The 22,845-nt window shown below is 53.3% G+C and carries 21 protein-coding genes; 11 read left to right on the forward strand and 10 right to left on the reverse strand.

The window, feature by feature from the left end:
• Positions 1 to 262 precede the first annotated feature (262 nt).
• The gene (locus tag IPN95_09500; protein ID MBK9449637.1) at positions 263 to 5,338 is read left to right on the forward strand and encodes a T9SS type A sorting domain-containing protein; all 5,076 of its coding nucleotides are present in this window, start codon (positions 263 to 265) and stop codon (positions 5,336 to 5,338) included.
• Positions 5,339 to 5,575: 237 nt separating this feature from the next.
• Entirely contained in the window at positions 5,576 to 6,133 is a 558-nt protein-coding gene (locus tag IPN95_09505; GenBank protein MBK9449638.1) for a hypothetical protein, read from the forward strand.
• Positions 6,134 to 6,248: 115 nt separating this feature from the next.
• Here the strand turns inward: IPN95_09505 and truA are convergent, their stop codons facing one another.
• Positions 6,249 to 7,019 (reverse strand): tRNA pseudouridine(38-40) synthase TruA, encoded by a 771-nt coding sequence (gene truA / locus IPN95_09510; protein MBK9449639.1) that lies wholly within the window; start codon positions 7,017 to 7,019, stop codon positions 6,249 to 6,251.
• Positions 7,020 to 7,141: 122 nt separating this feature from the next.
• Positions 7,142 to 8,344 (reverse strand): acetyl-CoA C-acyltransferase, encoded by a 1,203-nt coding sequence (locus IPN95_09515; GenBank protein MBK9449640.1) that lies wholly within the window; start codon positions 8,342 to 8,344, stop codon positions 7,142 to 7,144.
• A 219-nt stretch (positions 8,345 to 8,563) separates the two neighbouring features.
• Between IPN95_09515 and IPN95_09520 the strand changes: the two genes are divergently transcribed.
• Positions 8,564 to 8,899 carry a hypothetical protein gene (locus IPN95_09520; protein ID MBK9449641.1) on the forward strand — a complete coding sequence of 112 codons (336 nt, stop codon included), beginning with the start codon at positions 8,564 to 8,566 and terminating at the stop codon, positions 8,897 to 8,899.
• Between the two features lie 30 nt (positions 8,900 to 8,929).
• Here IPN95_09520 and IPN95_09525 read toward each other — a convergent pair whose 3' ends face one another.
• Complete coding sequence (locus IPN95_09525; protein ID MBK9449642.1) at positions 8,930 to 9,637, reverse strand: DUF4878 domain-containing protein; 708 nt, start codon at positions 9,635 to 9,637, stop codon at positions 8,930 to 8,932.
• A 185-nt stretch (positions 9,638 to 9,822) separates the two neighbouring features.
• Positions 9,823 to 10,527, reverse strand: a complete 705-nt coding sequence (locus IPN95_09530) for a DUF4878 domain-containing protein (GenBank protein ID MBK9449643.1) — start codon at positions 10,525 to 10,527, stop codon at positions 9,823 to 9,825.
• Between the two features lie 568 nt (positions 10,528 to 11,095).
• Between IPN95_09530 and IPN95_09535 the strand changes: the two genes are divergently transcribed.
• The 3 genes from IPN95_09535 to IPN95_09545 are packed head-to-tail and all read left to right on the forward strand — an operon-like array spanning position 11,096 to position 12,855.
• Positions 11,096 to 11,635 (forward strand): DUF4293 domain-containing protein, encoded by a 540-nt coding sequence (locus IPN95_09535; protein ID MBK9449644.1) that lies wholly within the window; start codon positions 11,096 to 11,098, stop codon positions 11,633 to 11,635.
• On the forward strand, positions 11,635 to 12,174 hold the full coding sequence (locus IPN95_09540) for a hypothetical protein (GenBank protein MBK9449645.1): 540 nt from the start codon (positions 11,635 to 11,637) through the stop codon (positions 12,172 to 12,174). The genes IPN95_09535 and IPN95_09540 overlap by 1 nt, the downstream gene beginning before the upstream one ends.
• A gap of 30 nt (positions 12,175 to 12,204) precedes the next feature.
• Positions 12,205 to 12,855, forward strand: a complete 651-nt coding sequence (locus IPN95_09545) for a L,D-transpeptidase (GenBank protein ID MBK9449646.1) — start codon at positions 12,205 to 12,207, stop codon at positions 12,853 to 12,855.
• A gap of 6 nt (positions 12,856 to 12,861) precedes the next feature.
• Here the strand turns inward: IPN95_09545 and IPN95_09550 are convergent, their stop codons facing one another.
• Positions 12,862 to 13,266: a hypothetical protein gene (locus IPN95_09550; protein MBK9449647.1), complete on the reverse strand. Its 405-nt coding sequence runs from the start codon at positions 13,264 to 13,266 to the stop codon at positions 12,862 to 12,864.
• Between the two features lie 295 nt (positions 13,267 to 13,561).
• A complete protein-coding gene (locus IPN95_09555; protein ID MBK9449648.1) occupies positions 13,562 to 14,242 on the reverse strand; it encodes a metal-dependent hydrolase in 681 nt (226 codons plus the stop codon).
• A gap of 137 nt (positions 14,243 to 14,379) precedes the next feature.
• On the opposite strand from IPN95_09555, the gene IPN95_09560 reads away from it, so the two are divergent.
• Positions 14,380 to 14,916: an NAD(P)H-dependent oxidoreductase gene (locus IPN95_09560; GenBank protein ID MBK9449649.1), complete on the forward strand. Its 537-nt coding sequence runs from the start codon at positions 14,380 to 14,382 to the stop codon at positions 14,914 to 14,916.
• A gap of 3 nt (positions 14,917 to 14,919) precedes the next feature.
• Here the strand turns inward: IPN95_09560 and IPN95_09565 are convergent, their stop codons facing one another.
• The 3 genes from IPN95_09565 to IPN95_09575 all read right to left on the reverse strand — a co-directional run bounded on the left by IPN95_09565 (position 14,920) and on the right by IPN95_09575 (position 16,854).
• Positions 14,920 to 15,387 (reverse strand): hypothetical protein, encoded by a 468-nt coding sequence (locus IPN95_09565; GenBank protein ID MBK9449650.1) that lies wholly within the window; start codon positions 15,385 to 15,387, stop codon positions 14,920 to 14,922.
• Between the two features lie 97 nt (positions 15,388 to 15,484).
• Positions 15,485 to 16,144: a hypothetical protein gene (locus IPN95_09570; protein ID MBK9449651.1), complete on the reverse strand. Its 660-nt coding sequence runs from the start codon at positions 16,142 to 16,144 to the stop codon at positions 15,485 to 15,487.
• A gap of 209 nt (positions 16,145 to 16,353) precedes the next feature.
• A complete protein-coding gene (locus IPN95_09575; protein ID MBK9449652.1) occupies positions 16,354 to 16,854 on the reverse strand; it encodes an SET domain-containing protein in 501 nt (166 codons plus the stop codon).
• A 275-nt stretch (positions 16,855 to 17,129) separates the two neighbouring features.
• On the opposite strand from IPN95_09575, the gene IPN95_09580 reads away from it, so the two are divergent.
• Complete coding sequence (locus IPN95_09580; GenBank protein MBK9449653.1) at positions 17,130 to 17,453, forward strand: multidrug efflux SMR transporter; 324 nt, start codon at positions 17,130 to 17,132, stop codon at positions 17,451 to 17,453.
• Positions 17,454 to 17,477: 24 nt separating this feature from the next.
• Positions 17,478 to 17,780, forward strand: coding sequence for a hypothetical protein (locus tag IPN95_09585; protein MBK9449654.1), 303 nt, complete (start codon positions 17,478 to 17,480; stop codon positions 17,778 to 17,780).
• Positions 17,781 to 17,796: 16 nt separating this feature from the next.
• Here the strand turns inward: IPN95_09585 and gcvP are convergent, their stop codons facing one another.
• Positions 17,797 to 20,691 carry an aminomethyl-transferring glycine dehydrogenase gene (gcvP, locus tag IPN95_09590; protein MBK9449655.1) on the reverse strand — a complete coding sequence of 965 codons (2,895 nt, stop codon included), beginning with the start codon at positions 20,689 to 20,691 and terminating at the stop codon, positions 17,797 to 17,799.
• Positions 20,692 to 21,322: 631 nt separating this feature from the next.
• Here gcvP and IPN95_09595 point away from each other — a divergent pair.
• Together IPN95_09595 and IPN95_09600 are read left to right on the forward strand one after the other, a co-directional pair.
• Entirely contained in the window at positions 21,323 to 22,273 is a 951-nt protein-coding gene (locus IPN95_09595) for a hypothetical protein (GenBank protein ID MBK9449656.1), read from the forward strand.
• 14 nt (positions 22,274 to 22,287) lie between these two features.
• A partial coding sequence (locus tag IPN95_09600; protein MBK9449657.1) for a hypothetical protein occupies positions 22,288 to 22,845 on the forward strand: 558 nt, incomplete at its 3' end.

Raw genomic sequence — 22,845 nt, forward strand, 5'->3', positions numbered from 1 at the left:
GCGTGCGAGGGGGTAACGCGGGGTGTGTGTGAGTAAACGCGGCATGTGCGTGTAGTGTGCGTGCGCGAAGGCCGCTAACGGGCGCGGCTTGTCGTAGTGCGTGTGCGTGTGCCCAAACCCTTGCCCAAACCCTTTCGACGACGCTCATTCTGCCAACAAATCCCCCAAAATCCGGTTTGGACTTTGCCGATCTAAAATGCAACTTTAGAACGTGGCGTTTTACGGAATTTTTGTTCAGTCAATCAGTAGGGTTATCATCGGTATGCGGTTCATTGTCAGTCTCCTCGTTTTGTGGTTTTCTCTGTTTTTGGGTCTTGCCAAGGCTCAGAGTATTTCGTTTATCACGCAAACGAGCAATACCACCACTTGTGGCATGCCTACGGGGATGGGTGTGATCTATCAAAACCTCGGGGTCGATACGCTGCGCAACGTGCAAGTGGCGGTGACGTTTCCCGCAGGTGTGCAGTATGTGCCGGGCAGTCTGGTCGGTCCGGGATTTGCCGAATTGAACATCAGTAATTTGGATTCGGTGATTTTTTCGACGACCAATCTTGCACCGCTTCGATCGGATACTTTTTTGATCTTGGTAGAGGCGCGCTGCGGCGCTGTGGATAGTTCGGCTGCGACCAATGGCATCTATGTCATGCACAGTACGGGCACGGTGATGGGGACTTCGATGCCTTACAATATTTTGAGCCCTGCCTTGAGCGTGCAGTCGGTCACGCCTTCAAGTTTCACGGGTCCGCTGGGGGCGAGTTTTCAGCGTTGTGTTTCGGTGATCAATGGTGGATATGGGGCAGTGTCTCATTTCAACGTGGTGTTGGAATCGGCTGTCTCTTCGTTGTTGCAATCGGGTTTTACGCTGACGGCGAATGGCGCGCCATTGTTTGCTACGGTTTCCGGGGACAGCATGACGCTGGCATTTGGTCCGGCGCATATTCAGGCGATCGGCGATTTGGATACCTTGTTTGAGCAAAATGAAGTGATCCAATTCTGTTTTACCGTCAATGTTGTGGATTGCATTGACCTGTCTACCGCGATCGGGACGAATTGGGGATGCCATGGGGCAATTTGTGAAACGCAAACGAGCGGGGCAAATGTGATTGTTCCGGCCTTGGTGCCCAATGTCGTGACGACCGATTTCTATGTCGAAAACCGCTGCTACGGTGGTGGAAGCCCGTCTTTGATCAAAATTGTGCTGCGCAATACGGGTTCGGGGCCTGCACGCGACGTGGTGGTGGATCTTTGGCAGGGCGAACCGACGGGACCTTCGAATGGGTATATTTCGCGGCTTGATTCGAACAATATCATTCTGAAAAGTACCCTCGGCGGTGTGACGGGGATGGCTGCATTTTCGGTCGAGGTGCAAGCGCCGGGGGCAAATCTCGGGTGTTTGGGGCCGAATCCGCTGCGGAGGATCAAGGTGCGCATTCCATTTTTGCAACCCGGCGAAAGGGATACGCTGATCATCGAGCAATATACCTGCTGCAAAACTTGGTGTGCCAATGCGCCCACGGTCATGCAACGCACGCATTATCAAGTCGAATACCACGATCAATGCTTTACGAGCAATTTCGTGTTGCCTGCAAATATTGTGACAAGTTGGAATTTTGGCAGGGTGATCTCCTTTACCAACAGCGGATTGTATGACATTCCCCTGGGCGACTCTGCAAATTATGAGATTGAGCATTCTGATTTCCGGTTTTTCAATTTTTCGCCGGGCGGATATGCTTGGGTGGATCTGGTTGTGCCTCCGGGATTGGACGTGGTCACCGGGCCGGGTGCCATTCGATTTGAGGATATCAATGGCGATTTGTGGAACCCTTACAGTGTGATTACTTCGGGAGACACGGTGCGGTCCTTTATCAGTTTGCCACAGCCGGGGCCTTTCAGTCTGGAAAAGGCACTCTTTAAATTCCGGTTGACCAACGACTGCTCGGGTGGACCTTGCAGCGGTGGACCCAAGACGGTTCAATATTCGATTCATGAACTTGCGGACCTCAGTTGCGGTTGCCGAAGCCTGATTGGTTGCCATAGTTTTGTGGTGAATTCCCATTGCGGCATTTGTCCTACGACCTGTGTGAACGGTGGCATGCTGTTTACCGGCTTCGAATCCTACCGCAAAAACTACGGCCTTCCCGACAATGACAACAACGGTTTGGCAGATGGATTTGGGGTGATCGACATGCAACGGGTGCGCACGCAGCACTTGATGTTGCGGGATACGCTTGTGACGAGATTCCATGGAATCGTCGATACGACGGCTGCAAGGCCATTTTGGGCAGAGGGCTTTGCCCGGTCTACGATCACACGCGGCACAAGCCTTACGCCTGTCAGGTACCGTGTGAGAATCGTCGACGTGAGTACCAATACGACGTATAACTGCAATCTGGCAGCGCCTACGCTCACTACCGCAGGAACCACGCGCACGTTTTCCTACAATTTGAGCGTCGCTTCCTTGGCAGCCTGCTTGCCACCCGGTTTTGTCTATGAGGTCAATGACACGGTAGATGTCACGGCGGAATATGTGGTTTCCAACAATATCGGGAGTGTCGTGGAGGCACAAACGATTACCAACCAATTCTTTTTGCAACCCAACGGCGGCGGATTGCAGGCTTCTTGCGACAACTATTCCGGAGGATTTGTCTTGGTAGGCTATTATTATACTTCCTCCGGTCCCGATGAATTCAGTGCCGTGGGTTGCAACAATGTGACGGTGACTGAAAATTATTATCTCAGCATCGGCAATTGCTGCAGCAACTATGCGGGGGGCAATATTTTTGACTACGAATTCAGGCATTGGGGAATCCCGCAATTGGCAAGGTTTTTTGTGCCCGCGGGCTATACGTTTGTCTCAGCGAGTTTGCGGCATTACCGCACTTCCGGTTCGCAGGCGAGTGTGAATACCCTGTTGCCGATCACGCCGACGGTCATCAGCAATGACACCATTTATTTCAACCTTGCCTCCCAATTTGTGAACAATGGCGGCACGTTGGTGCTCGGCGACGATGGCTATATCGGGACCGTGAATGTGGTTTTGCGCCCTTCGTGCAGGGTACTGCCGGATGTGATGCAACCGGTGAAGTATTTCTGGAATTTTGCGCCGATCCCCGCGCTTACCGGTCCGGGTAGTGTCGCGCCTACGCAGTCGCGCGTGGATTCGATCTCGTATGAAAGCCCAAGTCTCACGATCAATCCGCTGTTGCCCAATGCGCCGGGGCTTAGCTCGGTGGTCTCCTGGGATTTTACACTGGAAAACAATTCCAACCTTGCTGCAGCCACCAATGCTTGGTTTGCCTTGGTGAGTCCATCCGGACAAATTGTGCCGACTTCGGTTCGGTATTTGTTTAACAATTCCCTGCTGACGGCTGTCGGGGGGATTTATCAGATTGGCACCTTGCCGCAAGACAGTGCCCGCGCCTACCGCATCACGGCAGAATATGCCAATTGTTCGCCTGACTCCTTGCGCATCGTCGCAGGTTGGGATTGCAATGCCTTTCCTGCCAATCTCGGCGCTTATCCCTGCGCGCTCGCGGAGGCTTGGCTTTATATTCAGCCGCAGCCCTCGTTGTTGCAGGCTACGTTTGCCACCGAACCGGGTCCGCATGGGATTTGTGACAGCTTGAGGGTGGATGTACAAGTTGTGTCTTCGCAATTGGCTCGTGTGAAGGACATCCTCTTGGCCGTAAGTTTGCCACTTTCTGGCGGACTGACTTACAGCATGGGGTCCGCGCAGATGCAATATCCCCTCACTGCTGGTTATGCGGCGATTCCGAATCCGACGATTGCGGGAAACTTGTTGACTTGGGACATCAATGCGATCAACGCCTTGATCGCCGCAAGCGACCTTCCCGGCACGACGCGTCCGGATTCCAATGTATTCAATTTGCGATTTTACCTGTACACGAATTGTGACATGATTTCCGGGGATCGGATTCGGTTGCGGTTGGATGGTAGCCGCGCCTGCGGCGATGCTTTGACGCCTGTTTTGATGTTGTCGGATCCGATTCTGATCCAAGGCGCGGTGCAGCCCTATGTCACACAATGTACGGCCACTGCTGTTGATGCTTCGGCTTGCCCGATCAGCAAAACAATTACCGTGGAGATGGTCAATGCAGGGGCGGCCTTTACCAATTCCGGCGACAGTTTATTTGTCAATTTGGGTCCGGGGTACAGCTATGGTGCAGGATTTGTGGGTCAATTGAATGCCCCGACGAATATCAATCCACAGATTCAATCGAATCCTGGCGGCGTGCGTTTGGGCTGGGAAATTCCGGCGGCTTTGCCGGTGGGGGATACAATGCGGTTCACGTTCAATGTCAATGTCGGCGATGCGGTGCCCTGCGGGGCAGATATTGTGACGGTGCAGACGGTGACGACGCAGACCTTGTTTTGTGCGCGTACCTTGAGCAATTGCACGGCATCCACGCAGACGGGTTCGGCTGTGTTGAATCTGAATATTGTGCGGTCGAATCTGAGTTTTGTTGCGTTTAATTCGACGATTCAGCCGATCGTGGGCGGCTCGACCTACAATTATACCGGTACGCTTCAAAATTCAGGACCTGCAATTCCGCCGGGAGTCTCGGTGAATGTCAATTTCTATTGCGACAATGACAATTCCTCGGGCTACTCGCCGGGAGACATTCCTTTGGGGATCTATACCACAACGGCCGGTCTGGTGAATGGAGGGACGCACAATCTCTCCGGGAATTTCTTCATTCCGACAGGAAGCTGCGGCCTCGGAAACGCGATTTATGCGCTTGTGGCGCCCAATTCGATGGCTGGATTGTGTATCTGCGACACTGCAAACAGCAATACGAATGTCATCCTCCCCGTCGAATGGCTTTCAGTTTCCGGCGCGGCACTTCCACTGGAGAATGAGGTGCGTTGGGAGGTCAATGTCCTGCCTGATCACCGGTATTTTGTGCTGGAGAAATTGACGGTCAATGGCTGGATGGCGATTTCCCCGCGGATTTTTGACCTGCAGTCTGCTTATGCTTGGCGTGATGCGCAACCCGCAGTGTTGGAATATTACAGGGTGCAGGCAGCCGATGCCAATGGCGGCTTGCATTATTCGCAGCAGGTGGAGATTGTGCGGGACGGATTTGTTGAAAATTTGCGCGTTTACCCCAATCCCACCCGCAATACGGTGTTTTTGCAGGCAGTGGGTGGCGCAGCATACCGCATCTACAATGCCTTTGGGCAATTGATCCTCGATGGTTCGCTCAGTGACAATCGCCCAAGCGAAATCAGTTTGGCGGGGATTGCGGCGGGAATGTACCTTGTGGAGTTTCGACATGGTGGTCGTCAGGCGACGTTGCGGTTGGTGGTGGAGTAGTGCGGCGCTGGGTAAATCAACCTGAAAGAAAGGAATTGTTGCATTGCGCATTGGTTGCGGATGGCCCCAATCCGTGAATCCTGCAATACATTCCGCGGCTTCTGCAATACATCCGGTTGCCACAATTCCATTCTTTGCATTGAAACTTCTACAGTAGGCTGTTCCCATTGAGGATCGCCACTGAAGTGGATTCGAATAAAAATTGAATTCGACTCGAAAGTCATCAACGCAAAGATTATGAAACGTTTATTACTCGGTTTTGGGATTTTGACACTGATGGGATTGCAGCCCCTGATGGCAGGTTCCTCCAGAGACGGCGGCGAAAAGCAGACCCAACAACAAGTCAGCGGCCCCGAAGTGCGTGCCGAGCACGGCGAAATGGCGACGATGGCCGAATTGGAAGCTCCGGCCGTCGATGTGACGCCTCAAACAACTGAAACCAATGCCCTTGAGGCAAGGATCCGCACCACAAAACAATCCAAATCAGACGCCCCTGTTGCCGTTAAAAGGGCACAAGTGAAGCAGCATCCTGCGAAATTATTCGGCAAGAAAAGTACGCACAATGGCGGATCGACCTTCGGCATGTTGTCCTTGATCTTTGGCGTGATCGGATTTGTTTTTGCATGGTTTTTATGGCCTGTCGGCTTGGCGATTGCAATTTGTGCCATCATTTTTGGCGTGATCGGCCTGAGCGGTGGCAGACCCGGCGGCGGAATGGCACTTGCGGGCTTGCTGCTCGGGATTGCGACGATCTTGTTGCCGATCTTTATCTACGCTTGGATTGGGGCGATGTAAAGGGTTTATCCTTATATCATTGCGAATCAGAATATTGGGTTGAATGGGGCCATTTTTATTGGGTCCATTCAACCCAAATTGTTGTGGCCCAAGTCATCCAAAATTGCGTTCGTTCTCAGGCGAATTCCAATTCGACCAAACTGCCTTCTGGATAAACGACTTCACTCAAGTACAAGCCATCGGCGGATTCGGCGGGGCCTGCGGCTTTGCGGTCCTTGCCTTCGATGATTTTGCGGAGTCCGGCTTCGTCCAGGTCGCCTTTTCCGATCATCAGGAGGGTGCCGACGATGGTGCGTACCATGCCGCGCAGAAAGCGGTTGGCCTTGATGTGGTAGACGAGCATGTCACCTTCCCATTCGAAGTAGGAATGGGTAATCGCACAAATATGGGTCTTTTGATTGCCGCGGGTTTTGGTGAAGCATTCGAAGGAATCGTACTCCAACAGGATCGGTGCGGCGGCAAACATGGCCTCAAAGTTCAGGGATGAACGTTTTTCCTTGATCCAACGCGCAAACTGGTAATGCATGGGATCCTTTTCAAATACCAATTGGTAGCGGTAGGCGCGTTGAATGCCGGAGAAACGTGCGTGGAAATTGCCTTCGACGGCTTTGTACACCTTCGTGATCGCGATGTCCTTGGGAAGAATGGCGTTGATGGCCTTGTGGAAATGCGGATGCAATTCGCCGTCGTAGTCGAAGTGGGCGGGTAGTTGCAGCGCATGCACGCCGGTATCGGTGCGTCCGGCGCCGTAGGTGCTGATGGGGGTGCGCAGGACTTTGGTGAGGGTGTCGTCCAATTCGCCTTGCACGGTGGTGCAATCGGGCTGGATTTGCCATCCGGCGTAGGCGGTGCCTTTGTACCTTACATCGACGACGTATCTAGGCATAAATCAGTGTGAGCGCGGAGTGTGAGAGCGGAGAGATATTGCGCAAAGGTCAAACTTCATATTTCTTTGCGGCCCGGCGCCTGTATCGCCAGCGGGGCGTCTTTGCGGTTTTTTATTGGGAATCAGCACCGTTCCACGATCATGGAGGCGCCTTGACCGACGCCGATGCACATGCTTGCGAGTCCGTAGCGCACTTCGGGGCGGCGTTTCATCTCGTGCACGAGGGTGGTCATGATGCGCGCGCCCGAGCAGCCGAGCGGATGGCCGAGGGCGATGGCACCGCCATTGACGTTCACGATCTGCGGATCGAGTCCCAATTCACGGATGCAGGGGATGCTCTGTGCTGCGAAGGCTTCGTTCAGTTCGACGAGGCCGAGGTCTTTGACCGTGAGTCCGGCGCGTTGCAGGGCCTTTTGGGTGGCGGGAACCGGGCCGATGCCCATGATGGCCGGATCGACGCCTGCCACGGCATTGGAGACGATGCGGGCGATGGGGGTGAGGTTGAACTTCTTGAGGGCGTCTTCGTCGCAAAGCAGGAGGGCGGAGGCGCCGTCGTTGATGCCGGAGCTGTTGCCTGCGGTCACCGAACCGCCTTCGCGGAAGACGGGCTTGAGCTTGGCGAGGCTTTCGAGGGTGGTATCGGTGCGCGGATGTTCGTCGGCGGCGAAGGCAATCGGGTCGCCTTTGCGTTGGGGGAGCATCACCGGAATAATTTCATCTGCGAATCGGCCGGCTGCTTGGGCGGCCTTGTATTTCATCTGCGTGTCGTAGGCGAATTGATCCTGCTCTTCGCGGGTGATTTTGTATTTATCGGCCAGATTTTCAGCGGTTTCGCCCATCGTGTAGGGATGGTAGAGTTTGCTGAGGGCGGGGTTGATGAAGCGCCATCCGAAGGTGGTGTCGACCATTTCGGGGAGGCGTCCGAATGCGCTGTCGCTTTTGGCCTGGACGAAAGGTCCGCGGGTCATGGATTCTTCGCCGCCGGCGATGTAGACGGTGCCTTCGCCGAGGCGGATGCCGCGTCCTGCGTCGATGAGGGCCTGCAAGCCACTGGCGCAGAGGCGGTTCACGGTCACGCCTGCGACGGTGGTGGGCAAACCTGCGAGCAGGGCGGCCATGCGGGCGACGTTGCGGTTGTCTTCGCCTGCTTGGTTGGCTGCACCGGCGATGACCTCTTCGATGGCGCCGAGGTCCAAACTTGGATTGCGCTGAATCAATGCCTTGATGACCAATGCAAGCATGTCATCGGGACGGATATGGCTCAAACTGCCGGCGTAGCGGCCAATGGGCGTGCGGACTGCGTCCACGATGTAGGCGGTTTTCATGGGGCAAATCTAAGGATTAATGGAGAATGGAAAATTGAGAATGGAGAATTGAGAACTGCGAAGCAATCACCGAAGGTAAACGAAGTGCAGCGAAGCTAATTGAGAACTAAAGGGGCTTTGACCATGGTTGTTTTCAATGTGGAGAGTTGAGAGTTGAAAGTGGAGCGTTAAACGTGGATCCAACTCTCAACGCTCCACAGGTTCAGCGGTAAGGTGATTGTGCGCAAATCAAGCATCCAGCGTTTTGCCTTGCTTCGGAGAAGCCTAGGTCTTGGTAGCATCAGAGGAAAAACGAATTTTTATCCGTCGGCCCATTTTGGCGCGGCCAAAATGGGCCGACGAGATGATAGGGACGGCGTTTTTGCGGGCTACCAAGACGACGCCCCGCTGGGGCAAATTCAAAAATGGGCCGACGAGATTCTTTTCGGGCGTTTTGCCGCGCTACCTAGACGAGGCCCCGCCGAGGCAAAGGCGGATTCTGTGGAATGGGTTGAAGCAGAAAAAATGTTGGATTCTAATGGTGACCTTGGAGCGAGATGGATATTTTCTTCTTAAGTTCGAAATCCCATTGCATTTGTACCGCAATCAGTTTCCGGTGACGTTTTCCAATTGCTCAAAGATGTCGTCGAAGGTATCGTCGTTGAGGTGTTTCCATTCTGCTTTCCATTCGTCGTTTTCCTTGACCAATTCGAGCCACCGTTCCTTGTCATTTTTGGTGTAGTGGACCGTGGCGTATTGGTCATTCTGCTTGACGTCGAGGATTTTGATGTGATCGGGCTGACTGCGTTTGCTGTTGTAATTCAGCATGTCCAAGGACCGCTGTGCATCTTCTGTGGCATACTTCATCGCCTCTCGGACTTCCCCGGAATGCAAGGCTTCGAGGAAAAGCTTGGCGATGTAACCAGCATCTTGCGGGTTTGCAATTCCGGGTGAGGAAGAATTGGGATCGACGGCGGCGTAAATGACCTTCCATTCGCCATTTTCCTGGATCAGACTGAGGATGTGGGGATTGCCGTCCTGTTTGAATTCGACGACGGCACGCTCGCCGGAGATTTTTTCTTCGCCGACTTCAAATTGGATGATGTGATCGCCAATCGCTTGATTTTTTGCGGCCAATTCGGCGAGGGGCGCTTGGGATTCAGCGGATGCAAATTGTTGGGCGCCTTTGTAATCGCCGACCTGAATGGCTGTCAAATAGCGTTCCGCGACGGATTTGGGGCTCTTGCCCGCGCAGGCGCTAAGGAAAATTGTCAAAACCAAGGGAACCAACCAACGGGAAAAAGTTGTCTTCATCGTGTGAAATGCGGAATTCGGTGGATTTATACGGCGAAGGGGCAAAATGTTCTGTTCCACAAATTGAGGTCTGAGCTTTGCGTCCGCGACAGACGTCGTTGTACGCGGACGACAAACAAGATTGGTGCTTCAGGAGTGGATTTGATTCCAAACGCATGTTGGGAATTGAGATTTCAGGAATTGACTTACTCTTCAGCTCCGCCGTCCATCGCCTCGATCACTTCCTCTTCGAGTTCGTCGGTATCCAACTTGGTCGTGGAGGTTTTGGTCCATGCGGCTTTCCATTTGCCATCTTCCTTGACCATGTCGAGCGTTTTGAGGACGCCGTTTTCGTGGTAAAAAACAGATGCACGGTCGCCTTCGTATTTGATGTCCCCCATTTCGATTTTGTCTGGCTTGGCCTTTTTGGCTTCGAATGTGCCAGCCATCATGTCGAGCGAGGCTTGCGCGTCTCTGGTGGCGTACTTTTTGGCGCCGTTCATGTCGCCATGGGCGAATGCATTCAAGAATTTTTCGGCATTGGTAGCGGCACCTCCATCCAAGTCGGATTTGCTGAAGGCTGCTTTCCATTTGCCGTCTTCCTTGCTGAGCTTCAGGACTTTTTCGTCGTCGTTGTCTTTGTAGACGACGGTAGCTTTGTTTTCGGAGATGGTTTCCTCGCCGATTTGGATTTTGTGGGGTTCGGCGATGTGGTCTTTGTCATTTGCGGCGGCCATATCGAGGGCGGTATGGGACTCCTTGGTGGCCCATTTTTTGGCGGCTTCGAAGTCTCCGACGGAGACGGCGGTCAGGAATTTTTCGGCGACTTGCTTGGGGGATTCCCCGGCGCATGCCCAGAGGATGATCACGGTGAGAAAGGCCAATCCGCTGAATTTGAGTGTTCTTTTCATGTTTTTGAGGATGAATTTTCCGATTTAGAGGTAAAGAGGGCTGCCACCGGACCGGTCATTCGAAGGCAGCAGCATTCAAATATTGGAAAATGTCGGGGAAAATGCGAATCTGGATAGCGAGGGGAGGTCCAACGTGTGCATTTGGCTTTCGTCTTGCTTCGGAGAAGCCTAGGTCTTGGTAGCATCGGATTCACAACGTTTTTTTATCCGTCGGCCCATTTTGGCGAGGCCAAAATGGGCCGACGAATTTCGATCTACGGGATGCCGATGCTACCTAGACGAGGCCACGCTGGGGCAAAGGCGCGATGCGCGGAGAATGGCGCATGGAAGTTGTTGACGAATTGTTGACTCTCAACTCTTATCAAAATCAGCAGTACGGTGATCAGTGTTGGTTGCTTCTAGGCTTAGAGATGCTTCGCTGCGCTCTGCATGACTAGAGGACTGCGCTCTGCATGACTAGGGGGGGCGGGGGGGGGGGGGGGGGGGGGGGGGGGGGGGGGGCAGGGGGGGGGGGGGGGGGGGGGGGGGGTTTCTCCGTATCTTCGGGCCCTCAAAAGTCATTTTTGATATGATACAGCGTCTTCAAACGATTTTGTTGTTTTTGGCCTCGGCACTTTGTGTGGCCTTCCTTTTTTTCCCGACTTGGATGGTAGTCAACCCCGACAATGGCGAAGGTGGCTCCAAAACAATCACTGCCTACCCAATGAAAGTGGTGGTGGAAAGTTCGGAAATGAGCCTGACGAATGCCTTTTCCACGAATGCGCTTCCGCTGACGGAAAATACTTTCGTGCTGATTCAATTCATCGCTGTGATCGCGATCGCCATTCTCCTTTTGGTGACGATTTTCATGTTCAACAACCGCGATTTGCAGGTAAAAATGGCCTACGGGGCAATGTTTTTGTTCATGGGCATGTTTGTGATGCTCGTGCCGATCCGCACTTGGCTGCAGGAAATGGGCGGTGACCCGACGATTGCCGGTGAATTGTACCAATCTGTGCCGCAATGGGGTTTGGGTGCGCCATTGACCGCCATGCTCCTCACTTGGTGGGCGATCAAGCGGATTCAGAAGGATGAGAAGCTCGTTCAGGGCATGAACCGCCTGCGCTGATGGCGAGTGGCAGACTTTTCCGTGCTGCCAATATCCACCTCGTTTTGGCGGGGCTGCTGAGCGGTGCCATGCTTTTCGCGCCCATTGCATTTGCCTCCAATTTCAGCGCCAATGTCCATGCGTCGATTTATGGAACATGGGTTGTGCTCGATCAGGATGTGGGTGCTGGCGTTGATTTTGTCACCAAGCGCTACCTTTTTCAACTCCCTTTGCATTTACCTTATGCGATCCTCGGCGGATTGGTCTGCTTTTGGCTGCTCGCCATGGTTTGGATCAACCGCGACGACATCAGCAAACGCAAGGCGCTGCGTTCGATTTTTGGGCTGGCAGTTTTGCATGCCGGATTTGGCATCTTGATTCGCCTTTTTGCAACCAACCATGTCGGTCAGGCCACCAACGAACTCAGCTTGGAATCCGGCTTTCAGCGCGAATATTTTCTGCATTTGTTCATTCTCTACTTCATCTGGCGTTCGCTTTCGAATGTCTCCCGCAACATCCGCGCAAAGCAGCAGCCGGAAGTCACCGACGTTCAGGAATAACCTCCGACGGCGTTGCGACGTAAAGCATCCATGACTGATCGCAAAACCGCCCGCGACGGTAGAAAAGCATACTGGTTTTGGTTTATCCTTGATCGATTGGCCATGATCCGTTTGCTGCTTGCTACCTTGATTGTCCCTTTTGCTTTTCTGATTGCGCTTTCCAGTGCCTTTTCGTCTTGTCAGTCCCACTCTGCAACGAATATCTCCCGCATTCCCCTGGAAATCAGCAAAATCGATACGATGAAAACGCGGATCGTGATCGAAAAATCGAAGTACCAATTGCATCTCTACGAATCTGACAAGCTCCTCCGCACTTATCCCGTGGTTTTTGGCGGCGATCCGGTGACGGACAAATATCGGGAAGGCGACAGCCGCACGCCGGAGGGGGTATTTCATGTGCGCACCAAATATGACCATGCCAAATGGAGCAAATTCATCTGGGTGGATTATCCCACAGCAGAGTCTTATCAGCGTTTTGAGCGAAGGATGGCTGCCGGCGAAATTCCACGAGACGCGACGATTGGCGGCGATATCGGCATTCACGGGGTGCCCGAAGGCATGGACGGGATGATCGCCGAGCGCTTCAATTGGACGCTAGGCTGCATTTCGCTCACCCGCGCAGATGTCGACGAATTGTATGCAGCGATCCGTACGGGGACGGAAATCAAGATTTTGCATTGAGCGGAATCACTCGACCGGAACCCATTCGAAGGTCATGGGATTGGCTTCCATGCCGTTGGTGAGCACCAACAAGTTGGGTTCCAGGGTCAGGATGTCCATTTCGCCGGGACTTGGGCGGCCGTCGGCTTGGGTGATCAGGACCTTTTTGTCCGGGCTGAGCGACCATTTGCCGCGTTCCAATTCGCCCAGCAAGATCTCGTAACGGCCATTTTTGAAGAAGGTAAACGTCGAATTGGCCATGATCGCGGGATCCATTTGTTGGCTGCGCATGTCGAGCTTGTTGAGTTTCCAGCTTTTGGTGATTATTTCCTCGGGGGTAGCCTTTTTTCCGCCCAATCCGCCTTCACCACATGCAGCGAAAAGCATTGTCAACAACACCAAAACCCCAATTTGCCAACGAAAATTCTTCATACGTTTTCAGTTCAGTTCCGAAAATTAGTCAATCCTACGCCGAAAAAGAAAACCCGACCTCCAAGGAGACCGGGTTTTCGTGTTCTTGCATCGGTCGTGTGGGTCGACACGGTTCTAACAAGGTCGGGGTAATTGCCTTGGTGATGCTGATTCTGTTCTTAGTGGGTAAATGCAAGAACGCAGTCAACAATATAGCGCGAATTGCAGGGATTCGGGTCCACTGCAGTAGATGGATGCAGGCAACCGCGGGATTCCATAAGGAATTGGAAAAGAATTTCTAATCGGGCAAACGCAGTTAGAATTCGATGCTTTTGCCGATTTCGGGGAGGAAAAGCTTGCTGCCTGCCTTTTGGAAGGTGTGTTTCGCAAGTTCGTGGTCCACAACGATGTAGGGGAAGGTGTCGAAGTGTACCCCGATGACTTTTTCGCAACGGAGGAAGTCGGCGGCCTTGGCAGCGTCGTCGATGCCCATGGTGAAATTGTCGCCGATGGGTAGCACGACAAAGTCAAATTCGAACTGTTTGCCCCAGATTTTCATGTCGGCGGTCAAGGCGGTGTCGCCTGCGAAGTAGAATGTGCCTTCGACCGTATCGACGATGAATCCGCCCGGGTTGCCTCCGTAGGAGCCGTCTGGAAAGCTGCTGCTGTGCACGGCATTCACATATTTGACGGTGCCGAATTCAAATTTCCATTGGCCGCCATGGTTCATCGGGTGGCCCTTGGCGACGCCTTGGTTTTGCAGCCAAGTGATGATCTCGTAGTTGGAGACGCAGGTCGCGCCCGTCTGCTTGGCCAAGGCCACCGCATCGGCGACGTGGTCGCCATGGGCATGCGAAATCAAGATGTAATCGGCCTTGATGTCTGCGAGTTGCACGTTGCCTGCCAGCGGATTGCCAGAGATGAACGGGTCAAACAGCAAAGTTTTGCCAGCAACCTCGATCGCGAAACATGAGTGTCCGTAGTACTTGAAGATCATTTTTTCCTTGGATTGAAATTTCCCTTACCAATTAGAAAACGGGCATTTGACCAATTCAGAACCCAGTAATCGGGCGCAAAACTATCTATTTTTGGGCAATCGGAAAACAAAATAGGCAGGTCGGGGGTCATTCCGATATGCTAGTTACCATCGTTTCAGGCACCAATCGGCCAAATAACTTGAGCATCAGGGTTGCAAGACTTTGTCAGGAATATCTGAGCGCACAAGGTATCCATACGGAATTGTTGGACTTGGCCTTGTTGCCGCGAGAAATTGCATTCGACTATCTTGAAGACCACTCACAGACTGGATTTTTGCCCTATCAGCAGATTGTAGACCGCAGTACGCATTTTGTTTTTGTGGCTCCCGAATACAACGGCAGCATTCCGGGCATCCTGAAGTTGTTTATCGACGCTTGTGACTATCCTGGAAGTTTCCGTGGAAAGTCGGCGGCTTTGGTGGGTATCGCGGCAGGAATAGGGGGGAATGAGCGTGGAATCAACCACTTGCAAGACATTTTGCAGTATTTCGGGATGGAAGTCTTTCCCGAGAGGGTGACCGTTGCTAAAATTCGGGAGAAATGGTCGGCCGAAGGCGGATTCAAGGATGAAACTGCAGAGGAAAGTTTGCGAAAGATGTTGATTGCCTACGCAACGACTGTTGTAGAGGCATAGAAATCACCATTTGCCTCGCATTCTGCCCCAGAAATAGACAAAATATGCAAATGAAAGCACGGATGTGAAGACATACACCCAGGTAATCTGTACGCGGTGGTACTTCCAAGCACGATAGCCGGCGATCAAAACCGGAACCAAAATCAGCAAGATATAGACGGGCACGCGCCATTTCCATTTTGCGACAAAAAATGAAAAGTTGGAAACACCTTTGAATTGCAGATTGCGCGTCATGCCTTTGGCCATGTAGGGATCGGTCTCCTGAATGGAAACTCCGTCATTCAGCATTCTGAAAAAGAGTCTTTCACTTTGATAGGTGTCGATGTCGGCGAGCAAGATCCAGAACCCAGTCAGAGAAAGTACAACAAATACTACCCAATTCACGCCCAAATCAATGCCACGGTTGCGCCGCTTGATCGCCTGTCGTTCCTTGTCGACTTCCTGTTGATTGTAATATTCTCCAGTATTCATATCGCAAGCACAAATGTAGTGTTTCAGGACGAACGAATTTCGAAAAATGGTGATGGATTTCACGAAGGTGTTTGGAACCATCAGGACCGCTGCTTCCTCAAGGCGCCTTCCAATTGGTGGGCACGACGGATCGGCCATTTTCCCATCTTGGCGACGTTGGATCGATGTGGATGATTTCGCCGTTGGGGCGGATGCTGTTTCCGATGCTGTCTTTGAGAATCATGACAAAATCCCCGACATGGATGCCATGCAAAACCCCTTCGATCAATTCTGCCTCGGATGCCTGTCGATGGTTGAGCCCGATTTCTCGTCCGCTGGAATTGTTGGTGAGGTCCATGCTTGCGCTTGCAATGTCTTGGAAAGCACCGTCTTCCATCCGTCCGCGCTTGAAATCGAGGTAATTGCCGCGTTCGTAGGCTTTGCCGAGGCGGTCAGCTTTTTTCCAAGGGATTTCCTGGACGAGCAAGGCCATCCATATCCCGTGGCGGAAGGCATCCAACTTGCCCCCGTCAAAATCAGCATCGAGTTCGGGGCTGCGGCGCATGGAATCGGTGAGCGCCAAGGCGCGGTTGCTGACCTTCCAAACGCGGTTGGCGATGGCAAGGTGCCCAAGCGTCCAGTTGCGCATCGGACGTGGGAGCTGCAGGAAACGCTGAAATTTGGATTGGGCGGGCGATTCGCAGGCGAAGAGCGCCATCAACAGCAGCAGCAAAATGAGCGGTTTGCAAAGGAAGCGCAGGCGACGACGGCGGATCATGGTAAGCAAGATAGGGAAATTTGGCGTAGGGTGGGGTTGGTACGCTTTGCCAACTCACTCGGCGCGCGGTGTTTGAGTTGGCAAAGCACTACGGATGGACAGGGTTTTGGAGCCAACCTAGCGGGTAGCTTGGGGCAAAGGAAGGCTTTCGACGGTTTGCCGTTGGCTAGCTGCTGCCTCAAATCCTGGCCGCTGCGGCATCACCTACATCATCGCATCAGGTAATCAGGCAACCACCCATTGTTCCGGTAATGGGCTTGGATGGCCGGCGTCAACGACTTAAATTCATCAATGATTCCCCTGCAGTTGGGTGCTCCGCAAGCACAAACGCAAGTCCATAGGGGAAAGCCGGCTGCAAGAATTTTTTCAGCATCGTATTTCATCGTGGTTGAATAATCAAAAGTGATTTCTTCCCCATTTTCGATGTCGCGCAAAGCCACCAATTCATTCTTTCCGCGCACAAATACATTGGGGTCGCAAGAATGGTTAAAGGATCGGGAGGTCTCCTCCAAATCCAAAAATTCATTGTCGCCGATTTGAAACGGATCGGAGGGTTGTTCTTTTCCCTCTCCGACAAGTGTAAACAAATCCTCGACCGTACATGCCACACCTATCATGGTATGGACCACCACTCCTTTAGGAATCCTTTGAATGGCTACAGCACCCTTGCCTGCGATGGCGGAATCCACAATTTCAAAAAGTTGAGACATCTTTCAGCAGTATCACGTTTGAGCCTGAAAGGTAGCGATAAAGTCAGGATTTTTAGATGAAAAACCATTCAATTGATGGGAGATGAACAAAGGTTAAAGTGATGGCAGCAGATTTTAAACCAATAGGATCCATCAGTAGGAGCCTGATGCAGATGAGCATCACCTCTCTGAATGGCCTCATGGTGAATAACGGTGGGCGCTTTTGCATCAACAGGGTGTGCCCATTTGTTCCTTTGCAAGCATTGCAATACCTTTCGCATAGAATCCAAGATGCTATGAAATGGTTGTTTTTAACGCTTGCAATTGTGTTTGAGGTATTTGGTACCACTGCGATGAAACTCGCAGACGGGTTCAAGCAGCCGTGGTGGGCCGTGGCGATGATCGTCGGGTACGCCCTTTGTTTTTATTTTCTCACCCTCGCCCTGAGGGACTTCGACCTGAGCGTGGTCTATGCCGTCTGGTCTGGCTTGGGTATCGTCCTACTGACAGCTATTGGGATTTTCTTTTTTTCGGAGTCGGTCAATGTCTGGAAAATGGTCTGCATCGCCTTGATTCTCATCGGTGTTGTAGGATTGAATTTGGGAACGAAACATGTATGATGGCAGGGTCATGCGTCCTTGCAATTGACCGACGATGCCTTCGACCTTGAAGGGGATGTTGGTGATGTCAAGGATGCCCAAAACCACCAAGCCGACACCTTCCCAGAAGCTTGGGCCTTCGCAGTTGGCGGTACTGTATTCCTGGAAGCGGGGTGGAAGGCGATAGCGGTGATGTCCACAATCCCAACTACAACGATACCCATTGCAATCACAGCGAAGGGAATAGCAAAAGCAGCCATGATGCTAACCCCCCCCCCACAAAAAAAGCAGCAAACAACGCCCGATCAGCTTCCGCCGATCACAACGCTGTTTGCTGCCTGTTATTGAAGGCGCAAAAACTGTTTTACACCGCGTACTCTGCCGTTGGCGGGCAGGTGCAGACCAAGTTCCGGTCGCCGTAGCTGTTGTCGATCTTGGCTACCGATGGCCAGAATTTGTTGCCGACGACGTAAGGGTAGGGGAAGGCGGCCTTTTCGCGGGAATAGGCGTGGGTCCATTCCGTCGCGGTGATCACGTGCACCGTATGCGGAGCGTTGATGATCACGTTGTCTTCCAAACTTGCCTTGCCCGATTCGATTTCGCGGATTTCCTCCCGAATGCCCAACATGGCGGCAATGAACTTGTCCAGTTCATGCTTGCTTTCGCTTTCCGTCGGCTCGATCATGAGTGTGCCCGCAACCGGGAAACTCACGGTCGGCGCATGGTAACCGTAGTCCATCAGACGTTTGGCGACATCACCGGCTTCGACATGCGTTGCTTGCTTCCACTGACGGAAGTCCATGATAAATTCGTGGGCGACGCGGCCGTTGCTGCCGACATAGAGGATCGGGAATTCCTTTTCCAGCCTTGTCTTCAGGTAGTTGGCATTCAAGATCGCGTACTTCGTCGAATTGGTCATGCCATCGGGTCCGAGCATACGAATGTAGCCGTAGGAGATCAACAGGATCAGTGCCGAACCCCAAGGCGCTGCCGAAACAGCGTGAATGGCCTTGTCGCCACCTGTTTGCTGCAAGGGGTGACCGGGCAGGTAAGGGGCAAGCTTCTCATTCACACAGATGGGGCCCATGCCGGGACCGCCACCGCCGTGGGGAATGGCGAAGGTTTTGTGCAAGTTCAAGTGGCAAACGTCAGCGCCGATCGACGCGGGATTCGTCAGGCCCACCTGCGCATTCATGTTCGCGCCATCCATATAGACGAGTCCGCCATTGTCATGGATCATCTGGCAAATTTCGCGGATGCTTTCCTCAAACACGCCGTGCGTCGAAGGATAGGTCACCATGAGCCCTGCCAAAACATCTTTGTATTCGATGGCTTTGGCGCGGAGCGCTTCGACTTGGATATTGCCGTTTTCGTCGCAAGGGGTCACGACCACTTCCATGCCGGCCATGACAGCGCTTGCAGGATTGGTGCCGTGGGCCGACGAAGGAATCAACACCACGGTGCGATGCGTGTCGCCGCGGTCGAGGTGGTAGGCGCGCATGACCATGAGGCCCGCATATTCGCCTTGTGCACCCGAATTGGGCTGCAAAGAAGTCGCGGCAAAGCCGGTCACTTCAGCGAGGTATTGCTCCAATTCGGCGACGATTTGGGCATAACCACCTGCCTGTTTGATCGGCGCGAAGGGGTGCATGCCTGCCCATTGTGGCCATGTGAGCGGCAACAATTCGGCGGCGGCATTGAGCTTCATCGTGCAGCTTCCGAGGGGAATCATGCTCGTGGTGAGGCTCAAGTCCCTGTTTTCGAGGCGCTTGATGTAGCGCATCAATTCGCTTTCGCTGTGGTAACGGTTGAAGATGTCGTGGGTCAGGATCGCGCCTTCGCGTTCGAGGTGCTCGGGGTAGATCAGGTTCACGCCGTCTGCCAACGCCTGAAGATCGACTGCGGCATAGGTTTTTCCGGCTGCAGCTGCGAATGCGGACAAGAGGTTGTGGACGTCTTCTGGCGAATGGGTTTCGTCCAAGGCGACGCTGACTTCCTTGTCGTTGATGAAGCGCAGGTTGATGGAACGGGATTCGGCCTCCTTGCGCAGGGAATCGGCGGAGACATTGCCCAAATTCACGTGCAAGGTGTCAAAAAACAGCTTGTTGGCTTGGGAATAACCCAATTTTTCCAGCTGCTGCGCGGTCAGGCGGGCGAGGGTATGCACACGCAAGGCGATGTTGCGGAGGCCTTCGGGGCCATGGTAAACGGCATACATCCCGGCCATGATGGCGAGGAGCGCTTGCGCGGTGCAGATATTCGAAGTGGCCTTCTCCCTTTTAATGTGTTGCTCACGCGTTTGAAGGGCCATGCGCAAGGCTGGATTGCCCTGTGCATCCACCGAAACGCCGATGATACGCCCTGGAATTTGACGCTTGAAGTGGTCGCTCGTGGCAAAAAAGCCTGCGTGCGGACCGCCAAAGCCCATGGGCACGCCAAAACGCTGGCTGTTGCCGACCACGACATCCGCACCGAGGGATCCTGGTGAACGGAGCAAAGTCAATGCGAGCAGGTCGGAGGCGAAGATGCAGAACGAACCGGCTGCCTTGGCAGCTGCAGTGATGGACGCGTAGTCTTCGACGGCACCGGCGGCGGTGGGGTATTGCAACATGCAACCGAAGGTAGTTTCGTCAAACACCCACGTCGAGGGAGCGCTGACTTCCACGGCGATGTCGAGCGGTTCGGCACGGCAAACGAGAATGTCGATTGTCTGCGGAAATACGTCGGGGGAAACGAGGAGGCGATTGGCGGGGGCACCCTTGGGGCGCTTGTTTTTCTCGTGGTAGAGCATGATCATGGCCTCGGCGGCGGCGGTGCCTTCATCGAGCAACGAAGCGTTGGCGAGGGCCATGCCGGTGAGGTCGGTGACCATGGTCTGGAAATTGAGCAGGGCTTCGAGGCGGCCTTGCGCGATTTCGGCTTGGTAAGGGGTGTACTGCGTGTACCATCCTGGATTTTCGAGGATGTTGCGCTGAATCACCGGCGGCACGACGGTACCGTAGTAGCCGAGGCCGATGTGGTTGGTAAAGACCTGGTTTTTGGCGGCGATTTCGCGGAGCAGCTTGAGGTAGCTGTATTCGCTGAGGGCTGCCGGAGTTTGGAGCTCCTTTTGGAGGCGAATACCCGCAGGCACCGTCTGATCAATGAGTTGGTCGAGCGAGTCAACGCCGATCACTTGGAGCATCGCCGACAATTCGGCGGCATTGGGGCCGATGTGGCGGCTCTCAAAACGATCTGTAGAAGAAAGATTGACTTTCATATTATCCCTTGATTTCAATCGATAGGTACCAAAAAGTTGCCGCAAAATTAGGAGAATTTTGGAAGAAAGGGGGGAGAATGTGGGGAAATTGATTCTTTAATGAATTCCTTGATTTGGCTTCGAATTGTTACATGCCCCTCTTGCAACGATTATGCCGGCTCAATTGTGCATTTCATAGGAGTAGGTAAGTTGAAAGTGTCTAGTACGAGCTATTTTGGAAGGTTCCCGAAGAATCGAATTGCTGGAACTGAGAAAAATCAACATTCTATTTTTTGTGATTTGTAAATTAGTGTCCGAATTCTTACATTTGGTTCAGGTTGGGTTTGCCGAATGCATTCGCCGTTCGCGTGAAATGCCCCAATCGCCAGAAAGCGGGTCGGCTTCTGGGTTCATTGGAGATTAGAGAGTATTCGTTCTTTGTTGTGTAGCGTCTGTGCCCATTTGTGGTCTTTGTCGCCTGCTTGAAGATTCACTGCTGTACTTAGGGATGCTGCTGCAACATTCTTCGAGCCTGTTATATTTGTTGGGTGGCAGATTCGTTTGTTTCTGCCCGTGTTAAAGCGTCAATCAACTTAGTTCGCACAAGGATGAGAAATTTTACAAGCGCTGTACTTGGTGTATGTACATTGATATGTGCATATTTTTTTTTCGCCAGGCACCGTCCTTGGGCAATGCCGGGAAATACGGCCTTAGGCTCGGTTGCTCGCGCGAAGCGAATCAGCATGCCTCGATTTTGATTCCGAATGCCGGTTGTGGCGTATGGAAGGCAGAAGCCAACTATGGTCCCGGTCGTTATTTCCGGATGCCTGTGCTTGCTGGCGGATGTTATTCGATCTACTTTGGTGCGCCTTTGATACCCATTGAGTCTTTCCAAGGTTCCACTGCGACCACTGGGCCATTTGCCTACAACGATGATGGCGGTCCGCATTGTACGGGAACAGCCGCTTCGGTGGATATCACGCCCTCCTTCACCGACTACGTTGCGGTTGATGTGCGCCAATACAATTGTCTACCTGGCGGCTCTTCCTCGATCACTGTCAATATCCGGCAAAACAATAACCTTTCCATCACGAGTTCAGCAGTGCAACTTTGCCAAGGGCAGACCAGGGCATTGACGGCAGTTCCAGCACGCGTCTCGGTCACACCACAACCCAATTCCGGTGATGTCGGAACCTTCACGGGTGCGGGTGTAAGCGGAACCACCTTCACCGCTCCTACCCCAACCGGTGGCACAGCTGTGAATACCATCACCTATACATTTGGTTATTGTTCGACGACGCAGAACATTACCGTCTTCCGCACGCCAGCCGCTGCAAATGCAGGTGCCGACATTGTTACTTGCACAGCGAGTGCGACACTCGCTGCAACGGCGCCATCCTATGGCACAGGCGCTTGGACGATTGTTTCTGGGCCAGGCGTAATCACCAGCGTCAACAGCAATACCAGTACCGTAACCGGTTTGGTGGTTGGAAGTCCGACGACATTACGCTGGACGATCTCCAACGGCCCGTGCGCAACCACGTCGGACGATGTTGTCGTCACGCAGCAAGCACTTCCGGCAGCGCCGACGAGTGCGCCTTAGCCGCTCCTGCGGCCATGCACACTTTCTCCTCCTCACTTTCTGCGGTTTCGACAGGCAATAGCATTGCTTGGTATACCGTTGCATCCGGTGGCGCAAGTTTTGCGACAACGGCAAGCGGCGGCACCACGTCTGTGAATCCAGGCGCAACAACGATTTACTATGCTGAAGCCGTGACGCCAAATGGCTGCCGAAGCGCATCCCGCACGGCAGTGACGGTGACGGTGAATCCGCTCCCAGCCGCACCTTCCCCCGTAACGGCAAACCCTGCAGCGATTTGCACAGGTTTCAGCACCAATTTGGTTGGAACCTCTGTGGGTAATACCATTCGCTGGTACACCGCTTCCACAGGCGGTGCCGCGATCGGAAGTAGCGCCTCGGGGGGCAACTTCAACGTGGCTCCGACAGCGCCGCAGGCTTATCATGCCGATGCATTGACGCCGGCGGGTTGCGTCAGCCCCTCAAGAACGCCAGTGACGGTCACGGTCAACTCCTTGCCAACTCCGACGTTTGTTTCGCCAATCACGACCGTTTGCCAGAATGTCGGAGGCAACGTCTACACAACACAGGCTGGT

Source organism: Bacteroidota bacterium, from assembly GCA_016718825.1.
In the GTDB taxonomy this organism is placed as follows: domain Bacteria; phylum Bacteroidota; class Bacteroidia; order J057; family JADKCL01; genus JADKCL01.

Coding starts and splice junctions, on each gene's coding strand:
- IPN95_09500 (MBK9449637.1), top strand. CDS start 263: ATGCGGTTCATTGTCAGTCTCCTCGTTTTGTGGTTTTCTCTGTTTTTG.
- IPN95_09505 (MBK9449638.1), top strand. CDS start 5,576: ATGAAACGTTTATTACTCGGTTTTGGGATTTTGACACTGATGGGATTG.
- truA (MBK9449639.1), bottom strand. CDS start 7,019: ATGCCTAGATACGTCGTCGATGTAAGGTACAAAGGCACCGCCTACGCC.
- IPN95_09515 (MBK9449640.1), bottom strand. CDS start 8,344: ATGAAAACCGCCTACATCGTGGACGCAGTCCGCACGCCCATTGGCCGC.
- IPN95_09525 (MBK9449642.1), bottom strand. CDS start 9,637: ATGAAGACAACTTTTTCCCGTTGGTTGGTTCCCTTGGTTTTGACAATT.
- IPN95_09530 (MBK9449643.1), bottom strand. CDS start 10,527: ATGAAAAGAACACTCAAATTCAGCGGATTGGCCTTTCTCACCGTGATC.
- IPN95_09535 (MBK9449644.1), top strand. CDS start 11,096: ATGATACAGCGTCTTCAAACGATTTTGTTGTTTTTGGCCTCGGCACTT.
- IPN95_09540 (MBK9449645.1), top strand. CDS start 11,635: ATGGCGAGTGGCAGACTTTTCCGTGCTGCCAATATCCACCTCGTTTTG.
- IPN95_09545 (MBK9449646.1), top strand. CDS start 12,205: ATGACTGATCGCAAAACCGCCCGCGACGGTAGAAAAGCATACTGGTTT.
- IPN95_09550 (MBK9449647.1), bottom strand. CDS start 13,266: ATGAAGAATTTTCGTTGGCAAATTGGGGTTTTGGTGTTGTTGACAATG.
- IPN95_09555 (MBK9449648.1), bottom strand. CDS start 14,242: ATGATCTTCAAGTACTACGGACACTCATGTTTCGCGATCGAGGTTGCT.
- IPN95_09560 (MBK9449649.1), top strand. CDS start 14,380: ATGCTAGTTACCATCGTTTCAGGCACCAATCGGCCAAATAACTTGAGC.
- IPN95_09565 (MBK9449650.1), bottom strand. CDS start 15,387: ATGAATACTGGAGAATATTACAATCAACAGGAAGTCGACAAGGAACGA.
- IPN95_09570 (MBK9449651.1), bottom strand. CDS start 16,144: ATGATCCGCCGTCGTCGCCTGCGCTTCCTTTGCAAACCGCTCATTTTG.
- IPN95_09575 (MBK9449652.1), bottom strand. CDS start 16,854: ATGTCTCAACTTTTTGAAATTGTGGATTCCGCCATCGCAGGCAAGGGT.
- IPN95_09580 (MBK9449653.1), top strand. CDS start 17,130: ATGAAATGGTTGTTTTTAACGCTTGCAATTGTGTTTGAGGTATTTGGT.
- gcvP (MBK9449655.1), bottom strand. CDS start 20,691: ATGAAAGTCAATCTTTCTTCTACAGATCGTTTTGAGAGCCGCCACATC.
- IPN95_09595 (MBK9449656.1), top strand. CDS start 21,323: ATGTGCATATTTTTTTTTCGCCAGGCACCGTCCTTGGGCAATGCCGGG.